Source organism: Desulfoplanes formicivorans, assembly GCF_001748225.1.
GTDB classification, from domain to species: domain Bacteria; phylum Desulfobacterota; class Desulfovibrionia; order Desulfovibrionales; family Desulfomicrobiaceae; genus Desulfoplanes; species Desulfoplanes formicivorans.
Map to the genome: position 1 here is coordinate 1 of NZ_BDFE01000001.1, position 10,317 is coordinate 10,317.

Below are 10,317 nucleotides of genomic sequence, written 5' to 3' on the forward strand. Positions count from 1 at the left end.
ATTCCTTGCCTTTGCCTGGAGTGGCAAAAATCACGGGTTTGTCGGATCGATCCAGATCAATGAAGACCGTGATGTAATTATGACCACGCTTGGAGGCTGTTTCATCCAGCCCGATCGCCTTGAGATCTTTGAGATCCAGGGTCTCAATGGCTTTGGAAACATAGTGGTAAACGATACGCCATAATCGTTTGTCTGTGACCCCGACGTGACGAGCAACAGCACTGACCGGCATCTCGCGAACAAGACTCATGACCACCTGCTCAAAAAGCAAGGTAAAACGACTGCCTTTTCTGGCCCAGGGAACGTCCACCCGACGGATGCCGTGTTCCGAACAATTAATCCTCGGGACTCGGGCGGTGAGGTAACAATGGTGCTGAAAAAAGTTGAGATGCCGCCACGTGTACTCCTTGAAGTCATGAGCCTTGCACATGGCACCACACTCCGGACACGGGTACAGCGCTCCCCGGTCGGCACCGATCTCCAGATGGAGTTTGGTTGGTGTATGGGCAGTATCAAGACGTTGGCTCGTAACTTTCCACGGCGGCGTAAGGCCAAGACCCAAGGCAAAAATTTGTTCAGCAAGCATGACTCATCCTCCTGAGGGGGAGGGCTACCCAAACTCGATACGATCGGTCAATTCCACACAAAACGTCGAAGAACCAAAGAATTGAAACATTACGAAGCCCTGCATTCCTTGTCTTTTTTGCTTGAAATGTCAAAACACGAAAGGTTTTGTCTTGTCGGATATCGAGCAGCAGGTTGTCTTAACTGCTTGGTATTATCGAAAGATGGCGCGTATGGTTCCTGGTTTGTGCGGCGTAAAGGAGATTTCTCTTGAAGTCGATTGTATCAGACCTTCCCAGCGGATAAATTTATGTCCGGAAGCCGGAATCGCGTGCAGGGTCATGGGAATGCCTTGGAAGTATTTTCCGTTGGAAAATTCCGGAGGAATGTCCACGGTAGCCATGCGGACCTGACCCTTGTGAGGATCATTGACCGTGAGAGTCAGATCAATGGTCCCTGAAAGGTGAAATTGTTTAATCAGATGCTCATAGACGTGGGCAGGGCGTTTTCTTGCGAAACGGCGAAGTTCATCAACGTTTTGTTCCCATTTTTGCATGGAGGAAATGGCCCCCCAGCGGTTGATGTGCCTGGGCATCTCCGGTCGTATCTGATTTTGGAGTTTATCGATATGAGCTATAATGCGTGCTGGATCAAACGTAGTGCTCATGTGGGCGGCAAAGATTTGCAGGAATCGATTCCTGAAGTTCTCGTTTTTGAGAAGGGCGTTAAAAATGAGCGTTTCTCGCCTGTTCGTCTTGGTGGCCCATTTGAGGGTATTGCGGGCGCATGATCTTCTCTTGTCATGAAATTGGAAACCTTCATCTGTGTCATAAAGGATCCAGCGCCATTTACCGTTATCTTTTTTTTCACGCCACCATGCAATATTGTTCTGTGGCCAGTCGCAATTATCGTAATAGATCTGGGCGAGCTGGTAGTTGATGAACTCATCGATGTCTATTTGCTCACAAACCGTTTTGTAATGTTTGAAGTTGCTTAAGTCATGTGATCGTATAAAAGAGATTAACGCGTTGTATTGGGAATCACTTCCTGCTTTAATGTCATGAAAGCACTTGATCATATCAATATGTTCAGGATCAACGTGGTGGTTCCCAATGACGTAATATGGATCAAGCTTTTCACGAATATTATATATTCCCCAGTATGTTCCGTTCAAAAAAACAAGAGCAGGTGTTCCTGCCTGGAAGTCGATATTCATTCGTCCTTGAAGAACCGTGTGCATAAGGAGGTCTCTGAACATGGTTTGCTTCCAGTCATCGCCGGAATTTCTCAAGATGATGCTTTTGAATGTTTGTATGTTTTTTTGTGGAAAAAAGGGATAAGCAAAAACGTCTGTTTTGGGGTCAATAACTTTTATGGAAAAAGATTTTTGTGGCAGATTACGTGAAGCACCTCCGAAAATTTTGATGGTGCAGGGTATGTTGATACGAGCATCAGATTTTTTAGGAAAAAATTCAAAATTACATGTTCTTTTCCATGACTGTTTCCAGTTATACTCGTCTTTGTTATAGTTTGCACGCTTCCATTGATTTCCTTTTACATAGATTCCGGTCTCCTCATTCCAAAGATTACGGGGATCGGTCACCAAGGAGATTATGGGCCGCGTGGAATGTTCGTTGATCAGAAAGGTTTGCGTGTTTATGGCACTTGAGTGATTTTCACCGTCAACCGCAATACAGCGTAGTACGGTTGTTGTATTGATGGTTAGCGGCCCGCTGTATTGAGATGATTGTGTCGTGGGGAGGGAGCCATCCAATGTGTAAAAAACGCGGGCTTGCGGTAGATGTGTCTGGATAATGACCTGTTGAGGGCCGTTATAATGTCCTCCTTGGGGAAAGACGTTTGGAGCAGGTCCTTGTTGAAAGCCAAAAGGATCGTGCGTGGGAGATGTATTTACGTTTGGACTACCCATGGTCGGGGCTGTAAAGAAGAATAATTTCTTGGAACCATCCGGGTATCTTCCTAAAGAACCATGAGCTGGAAATTTGTTATAGGTGATGGAATCAACACATTGGCCGTTTTGATCATATAATCCTACATACTCTCCACCTGCATCAAGTTTGAAGTTTGTGTGATTTTCAACGTTTTTTTTGTCAGCAAAAAAAAGTACAAATCCTCCCGGACGAATAAACGTGTTCTTCGGAATGGTCCATTTATGGATTTTCTTGTTGTTGTCCGATAAGGTAAATCCCCCAATGTCACATGTCGCATTTCCAGAATTGTATAATTCAATCCAATCGGGGCGTTTGCCTTTCCCTAGAACAAAAATTTCGTTAATAACAATATGTTGTGCTTCAGCTATTGAAGAAACTATTATTGAAAATAAAATAAACAGGTTTATGAAATATATTTTCATATCATTTTTGATGGGTTATATCTGCTTTTGAACTCTCAAACTGTATCCTGTACAAATTCGCATACACCCCGCACCGTTGCAGCAGTTCCTCGTGTTTTCCCACATCCATAATCTCTCCCCTGTTCATGACTACAATGCGGTCCGCAGAGATGACCGTTGAAAGGCGATGGGCAATGACAATGCTTGTTCTGCCCTGCATGAGGTTGTCCAAAGCCTTCTGGACAATGGACTCGGATTCCGTGTCCAAAGCACTGGTGGCCTCGTCCATGATGAGCAGAGATGGGTTTTTGAGAATGGCCCGGGCAATGGTGATGCGTTGTTTTTGGCCGCCCGAGAGCTTGACCCCGCGTTCACCTACAATGGTGTCGTAGCCGTCTGGAAGTTCCTGGATGAATCCGTGGGCATAGGCGGCTTGTGCTGCCTGTATGATCTGATGGGGATCAATGTTTGTTTGGCTATAGGCGATATTCTCGGCAATGGAGGCGTTAAAGAGAAAGGCGTCCTGGGAGACAATGCCGATGCCTTTACGCAAACTTTCCAGGGTGAATTCTGTTAGAGGCGTATTATTGAGCAGAATCTGTCCCGTTTGGGGATCGTGGAATCGGGGAATCAGCCCAGCCAACGTTGTTTTGCCCGATCCGCTGGAACCCACGATGGCGACTCGTTCACCCGCTTTGATATCAAGGGTGATATCTTGCAGGGCCGGTTCTTCGGTGCCTGGATAGGCAAAGGTGACATGGTCGAAACAAAGGCTTTGAAAGTGGTGATCATAGACGGTGTGCCCCTGGGTTTCCACGTTGATGGTCTTGGAGTCCAGAATTTCAAAAACCCGTTCTGCACCAGCCAGGGCCCGCTGGATGGATAGATTGGCGCTATTGATGCTTTTGAAAGGTTCATAAAGCATGATCAGCCCGGTCATGAAGGAAAAGAACGTCCCCGGGGTTGATTTGCCCGCAATGACCTGGCTGCCTCCGTACCAGATGACAAGACCCATGCCCACGGCGCCAATGAGTTCCATGATGGGCGAAGACATCTCGTTGTACTTTACCCCGCGCACAGCGATTTTGACCAGACCGGCATTTTTTTCTTCGAATTTTTTGTTTTCCAGTTTTTCCGCGGCAAAGGCCTTGACCACGGAAAGTCCGTTGAAGGTTTCCTGGAGCAGGGAGGTGATGGTTGCGATCTGTTTTTGGTTCTTGCGACCTATCTTACGCAGCTTCTTGCCGAAAAAGACAAAGGGCCAGGCCGTAAGGGGCAGGACCAGCAGGGCCCAGAAAGCCAGGTAGGGGTCGCGGTAGATGACCAGTCCAATGAGCCCGACCATGGTGATGCCCTGGCGTATCATGCGGATGAATTCGGGCATGCTGTTGCGGATCAGAGTGACGTCGTTAACCACCCGTGACATGAGCATGCCTACTTGGGATTCATTGAAAAAGCTGGTGGGGAGGCAGATGATCTTGGCATACAATTCGTTACGCAGCTCTTCCAGAACCTTGAGACCGCAATAGTTCATCTCATACTTCTGCAGGAACATGAAAAATCCCTTAAGGGCAAACATGACCACCAGAAGAATGGGAATGAAGAGTAGAGAGGTCTCATCCTTTTCAATGAAGATGTTATCCAGGGCCGGCTTGACCAGAAAGGCGGTTCCAGCTGTGCATGCAGCAACAATGGCCAGGGAAATGAAGGAAAGAATGATCCGGAACTTGTATTTGAAAAAGTATCCGGCCACGCGGCGGGCCAGGTAGAGGCTTTGAATGTGGTCGGGTTTTGTTTTATTTTTCATGAAAATAATGAGAGTAATCGTTTGATTTGCTGGATGAGATAAACTCGACTTTCACGCTTAATCACATAAAAAACGGCAAAAGTACCAGTATATCAGTCTATTACGAGTTGAGTTTTTGTAAGACCCCATTTTGTATTTTGTATCCGATGGCAGCGAGGATAGCTGCCTGATCAGGGTCTGGTTCTTCAAGCATTCTGGCGGGTTTTCTTTTCCCTTTGTGCCAACAGAGGCAACTGTTTAGATTGCGCATGGACTGCATGGCACTGTCGGGACTACATGCGACACCTGCACGATTCAGCCAAAGCGTGGCCAGGCGAAGATAGGTCAAGGCTACTATGCATGAAAATATGTGGCAGCGTATTTTCGAGTCGGTCCAGTGCCACATGGGGCGAAAATTGCTGAATTCACTACCTTTTGTCTGCCTGAAGGCATTTTCCACCTGATACCTGTCCAGGCTGGCCTTGACGATATCATCTGTCGACAAATCGTGACATGACGTCACAATAATATTTTTCCCGAACCTGGCGATGTGTTTGCTTATCCGGTAGTGATTTTTGCGAAAATACAGTTGGAGTCTTTGGTTCGAGGTCCTGAAATCAAGATCATAGAGGTCTTTGGGAAGATAGAGGGAATCACAGAGTTCCTTGTAACGCTGTTGGACCTGATGTTTGGAAATCCATTTTTTTCTTCCGCCTCGTACTCTTGATCTGATCTCGAATAGCCCTTCCTGAAGGCGGTTGAGCTTTCGCTCGAAGTTGTACCTTTGCTTGGTGGCTGTCCTGGGATTGTAGGTCACAACAACAGTGCGCTTATCCCCCCAAAAATGACCAGTCGTACGCCAAGCTACCATCTGATCGTCTTCGCGGCCCCTGGCAACCAGCTCCTTATTCTTGGGGGTATCAACGGGAGTGAAATGGCTGAGGTCTTTGCGGATCAATTCCTCGGCAAAAGCAGGTGAATATGTGGTGATAAATTCGAGCCCCTGACGCTGATCAATCGTCTGCATGTTGGCTTCGGAATTCATACCTTTGTCAACGACAATGGTCAGCTTGGGATTGCTCTGGCCCAATGCCTCCATGGAGACAAATATTTCTTGCAGTATCCGGTTGAAAAGTTTGGAATCATGGCAGTTTCCTTCATATTCTCGATAATAAATGGGGATCTCTGATCCCCTGGAAACAACAAGAGCAAGACCCATTTGCCGAAGCCAATTCTTCCCTTCCTTGTTCTTGCCCCGTACAAACAGCGTGGAAGGGGTTTTGCTATCCATGTAATTGTAATAATTGGTCGTATCGAACAGGGAACAATCAGATTCGATAGGCTCAATCTCATTTATTTTATTGAAGAATCTTTTTGATATTTCTTGAATGGATTCCGAATCAACCCGGTCCCATTTTGCCCAGTACCGTTGAGATGTCAGTTCGTTGATATCCACGGGACGGACTTGATGGACGGCCAGATTCTTGTACCAATCGGGCAATCCTAATTTTGATCTTGGCTCGATCATCCTGTTGAACGCAGCATATAGAAAATATTCGCCAAGGGTAGGCCCCTTTTCTTTGGAGGACGGTGGGATCACAGAGTCGACAATACGAGCGAGATCAACCTGCTGATCCACATGATTGGCAAGGAACAAAGAGCCAAATTCTTGGACCTGGATTTTGCTTAGATTGGTCTTCTGCTGCCCAAGGGCCATCTCCATGATCCGCTCGACAGAGCCGAGATAGATCTGATTGACAACCTTTGGTTTACCCTGAACCCGGGCCATTTCCCGGATGTAATAATAGGTCTTTCTCTTCTTGACCTTCTTGTGCAAGTGAGCCATGCCCACTTTTTACGCCATAGGGTCTTACATGTCAAGACATGTTGTTAAAAAATGTTATACAGCAAGAGAATTATAAGCATGGCGAATAAAATAATAGGGTCTTACGCATTAAAAAATTATAACCCTATAAAAATATTGAGCTTTTTGTAGCTTAGAACGGGTCAACCCTGAAAGTCGAGATAAAATATTGCAGCAGAATTTCGGTAATTGTCAAAGAAGTTGTCGCTTTTTTTGACGTCTATGCAACGCTCGTTTCTGGTGATTGTTTATGGCCCTTGGGGTTGAGTTTCACCTTGCCGACTCCTCAAGTCTGTAGCAGGAACAAATGCGTTTTTTGATTGATCGTTTTAGACGTGACCATGTTTTTTCAGTGTACTCCTGTACATTTACAAAGAGATCTTTAGTGCGATCTGTTAGTGTCGGAGAGTAGATGGAATTTTCTGGTATTGGGAAGTTGCGGAGAGCCTCTGGAAGCTGTCCTGTAAAAGGAATCGCCTTTGTCCATTTATCAGGTTCAACAGGATGGAGGTTTCTTTTTCCTGGATACCAACGCAACCATTTGTTTTGGAACCAGCGCTCTGTATCAAAATCCATTGCATGTGCCCATGTGTTTATCTTGCGGTGAATATATTCATCGGACCTTACATATGAAAGGTGATAGCAGATTTCTTCAAGCTGAAGAGATGTTTTTAATGCGCAGTTTCGTTTGTCAATAAATCTGTTGCCTTTTATTATGTTGATGGCAAATACAATTGAATTGTCAGCATGTTGTCCTTTATAAGAAAGAATATATTCTGTTGTTTTCCAGAATGTATTGCATCTTGTTCTATATACATCATAGTCTGGGTTTTTTTTGATGGTATTGATCATTAAAGGATAAACATCTTCTGTATAAAATTCATCGACATCTTGTATTGCAAGGTGAGTATATCCGTCTTTAATGGCCTGGTCGATACATGCATTTCGTTGCTCTTCTTCTGTTTTCCAATATCCTTTAATTATAGTAATTTTGTCACCAAATTTTTCTTTAATTAAATTGATATTGGTATTGTTTTTTATATTTAGATTTTTGTATCCCCAAGATTTTTCGCTATATGCCGCGTATATTTTATCAAAGAACGGGGTGCAGTTTTCCATAAATCGATCAATGAATTCATCAACATCAAACAATAAAACATGAAGTGCTATTTTACAATCGTTAGACATCGTTCGACCTCGTATTTAGAATATAAAAAATGTTATAGAATATTTTTTGTGGATGAATTGGAATAAAATAGTTTATCCAGTAGTAGCGTACTTCGCCGTATCCATGATTTTGGGTTTGAAGTATTCCATCTCTCTGAATCTAAATCGTCAAGCCTGAAAAATTTATTGGTTCTTCGACGTGTTGTGTGGAATTGACCGACCATATCGAGTTTGGATAGCCCTCCCCCTCAGGAAGATGAGTCATGCTTGCTGAACAAATTTTTGCCTTGCCCCTACCCCGACGAGCCAACGTCTTGATACTGCCCATACGCCAACCAAGCTTCATCTGGAGATCGGTGTCGATCGGGGAGTGTTGTGCCCGTGTCCGGAGTGCGATGCCATGTGCATATTGCCGAAGTTGTCTGCGACATGTCCTTTGCGTTTCTCTCGGCCGTCGAAAAGGAGTTCAGGTCCGCTTCGGTGACGGTCGACTGGTTCCGTGTTGTCCAGCTTTTCATCAAGACCGTTGATGATGTCCGGAAACTTGAGGGGAAACAGTCAAAGCTTCCAGATCACACCCGTTGGGGCCGTACTCAAAGGCGCTGAGAAAAAACGCACGGCAAAATCAGGAGAATGCTCTTCTTGAGCTCGCTGAACAGAGTTTTGCTACCGCCAAGGCCTGCTGCGTCAAAGAACTTTTACCCCGGATTCGCCAGGTCGAATTAAGGCAGGCTGCCAAGTATCGCATTACCCATTCTCTCAAGCATGCAACCGAGTATACCGCTGATTGTTCACTTCTGGTGTCAGTAAAAAATTGATCCTGCAACAATTTAGTGGAGACCTTTTTTTATGTATTTTCAGATTAAAAATCGCTCAATCTAGATGTTAGGAAGTATGTTAAGCAATCATCTTTGCTACATGGGCCATCAACCAATTGGAGGGATCCAGTGCTTTCGCTTTTCGGGCAAACTGGATGGCTTGGTCTAACTTTTTTTGTTTCTTATATACAAGAGCCAGCCACATATAAGGGTATGGGTGTGTAGGGAAAAGATGTACTTTTTGTTGTAATCGTTTAATAACCTCTCCACTCATATCTGTGATAGCTTCAAGAGCGGCAATGGTTTCGTCTCTATTGCGCCATTTATACGATAATGTAACGATCATTGCTCGACCGCATTTCCAGTTTCTCCGAGCCGTATGTGTTTCGTTCATGTCATGACCACGCCATGTGCCCATAAAAAAAGGGAGACGACAGCATTGAGCCTGAGACATTACAATTTTGATAAAAAAGTCCCAATCGTCCATACCGAGAGGATGACTTACGTCATATCCGCCAACCGTCAACCAAAGATTTTTATTAAAAGCGGAAAATGCTGGGTATAGACATCTTTCAAGAATACTGTGAAATAAACCAGATCTTGGTATCCAATAAGTATCTTTTGTATTGGTCTTTAACGAATGAGGATAGATAAATTGTACATTCGGTCTAGTTCGAATGATATCTGAACATCGCTCAATATAACGCGGCGCGATAGTATCATCATAATCAAGAGGGATGATCCATTCACCTTCAGCCTCGTTGATTCCTGTATTGCGTGCTGCAGCAACTCCTTTGTTTTTTTGATTAACAGTAATTGTTTTAATATTATTTTTTTTCAAAAAAGATGAGGAGTGTGTGATAACTTCTGCAGTATTACTAAATGACCCATCGTTGACGAAGACAACTGAAGTTGGGGGGAGAGTCTGAGCCGCTATGCTGTGGACTGTATTTTTAAGAAATTGTGGATTGTTATAACATGGAACAACGATAGAAAATTTTGGCGAAGCATTTTTTTTAATAGATGCGACAGTCCGATAATACGCATATCGTAACATAGACGGTCCAGAAATAAGGAGTTGATCTCGTATATAAGTCCATTTCATGTTTATTGCCATTTATGATTTGCCTGCAAAAAGTAAAAATGTCGCTCACAGTAAACGGAAAGACTTAAGCGGATAATTTCATGATGTGATCACAAAATTATTCCCGGCTATTACTTTTTGCCAGAAATGGACAAAATTCAGCCAAAAATTACGTAAAATTATGAAAAACCGGTGCAAGTTCCCCGGGAGATGAACCCAGAGGTGCATTCTGAGGACATTGAGGGCGGTTGCTGCCAGAACGATGACCATCTTGTTCTTTGCAAATCCACGACGCCGGGTACGTTCCAGTCCCAGGACTCGTTTGGCGATGCTGAACGGGGCTTCGCCACCGGATCTCTGGCGATAAAGCGACTTGATTTCGTCGTCATCGTTGAACATGAGCCGCCGTGCCTCGATCCTTGGTTTGTTCCACTTCCAGATGACTTTGGCTTTCCGTCTTGTGATTTTGACGGGGCAATCATGCGAGTGAGGGAAGTTGCCACATGCTTCCCGGTTAAAGTAAGAGCTTGTTTCCTTACGTTTTTTTGAAATTTTATTCTCTAAACAAGACTGCCCCATGGGACAAATAATGATCTCCTTACCGGACTCACTGATTTTAAAATCAAGGATCGAGAATCCGTCTGGAAAATCTCCGGACGGAGGACAAACCAGCTCAACGTC

General features: G+C 44.6%; 8 protein-coding genes. 1 reads left to right on the forward strand and 7 read right to left on the reverse strand.

The features are described 5' to 3' along the window. The 5 genes from DPF_RS00005 to DPF_RS00025 form a co-directional block, all read right to left on the reverse strand. On the reverse strand, window positions 1-586 hold a 586-nt coding region (locus DPF_RS00005), incomplete at its 3' end, for a helix-turn-helix domain-containing protein (protein WP_141721018.1). A 192-nt stretch (window positions 587-778) separates the two neighbouring features. Next, window positions 779-2,938, reverse strand: a complete 2,160-nt coding sequence (locus DPF_RS00010) for a CotH kinase family protein (protein WP_069856673.1) — start codon at window positions 2,936-2,938, stop codon at window positions 779-781. 1 nt (window position 2,939) lies between these two features. After that, complete coding sequence (locus DPF_RS00015; RefSeq protein ID WP_069856675.1) at window positions 2,940-4,724, reverse strand: ABC transporter ATP-binding protein; 1,785 nt, start codon at window positions 4,722-4,724, stop codon at window positions 2,940-2,942. A 100-nt stretch (window positions 4,725-4,824) separates the two neighbouring features. Next, on the reverse strand, window positions 4,825-6,549 hold the full coding sequence (locus tag DPF_RS00020) for an IS1634 family transposase (RefSeq protein WP_069856685.1): 1,725 nt from the start codon (window positions 6,547-6,549) through the stop codon (window positions 4,825-4,827). A gap of 288 nt (window positions 6,550-6,837) precedes the next feature. Next, a complete protein-coding gene (locus DPF_RS00025; RefSeq protein WP_069856677.1) occupies window positions 6,838-7,755 on the reverse strand; it encodes a hypothetical protein in 918 nt (305 codons plus the stop codon). 381 nt (window positions 7,756-8,136) lie between these two features. Between DPF_RS00025 and DPF_RS14405 the strand changes: the two genes are divergently transcribed. After that, the gene (locus DPF_RS14405) at window positions 8,137-8,340 is read left to right on the forward strand and encodes a transposase (protein WP_069856679.1); all 204 of its coding nucleotides are present in this window, start codon (window positions 8,137-8,139) and stop codon (window positions 8,338-8,340) included. Between the two features lie 291 nt (window positions 8,341-8,631). Here the strand turns inward: DPF_RS14405 and DPF_RS13590 are convergent, their stop codons facing one another. Next, a complete protein-coding gene (locus DPF_RS13590) occupies window positions 8,632-9,657 on the reverse strand; it encodes a glycosyltransferase (RefSeq protein WP_176724121.1) in 1,026 nt (341 codons plus the stop codon). A 78-nt stretch (window positions 9,658-9,735) separates the two neighbouring features. Continuing rightward, the coding region (locus DPF_RS00040; RefSeq protein WP_141721020.1) for a transposase at window positions 9,736-10,317 on the reverse strand (582 nt) is incomplete at its 5' end.

Bases quoted from the DNA above. Each gene is read 5' to 3' on its own strand.
- DPF_RS00010 (WP_069856673.1), bottom strand. From the start codon at position 2,938: ATGAAAATATATTTCATAAACCTGTTTATTTTATTTTCAATAATAGTT.
- DPF_RS00015 (WP_069856675.1), bottom strand. From the start codon at position 4,724: ATGAAAAATAAAACAAAACCCGACCACATTCAAAGCCTCTACCTGGCC.
- DPF_RS00020 (WP_069856685.1), bottom strand. From the start codon at position 6,549: ATGGCTCACTTGCACAAGAAGGTCAAGAAGAGAAAGACCTATTATTAC.
- DPF_RS00025 (WP_069856677.1), bottom strand. From the start codon at position 7,755: ATGTCTAACGATTGTAAAATAGCACTTCATGTTTTATTGTTTGATGTT.
- DPF_RS13590 (WP_176724121.1), bottom strand. From the start codon at position 9,657: ATGAAATGGACTTATATACGAGATCAACTCCTTATTTCTGGACCGTCT.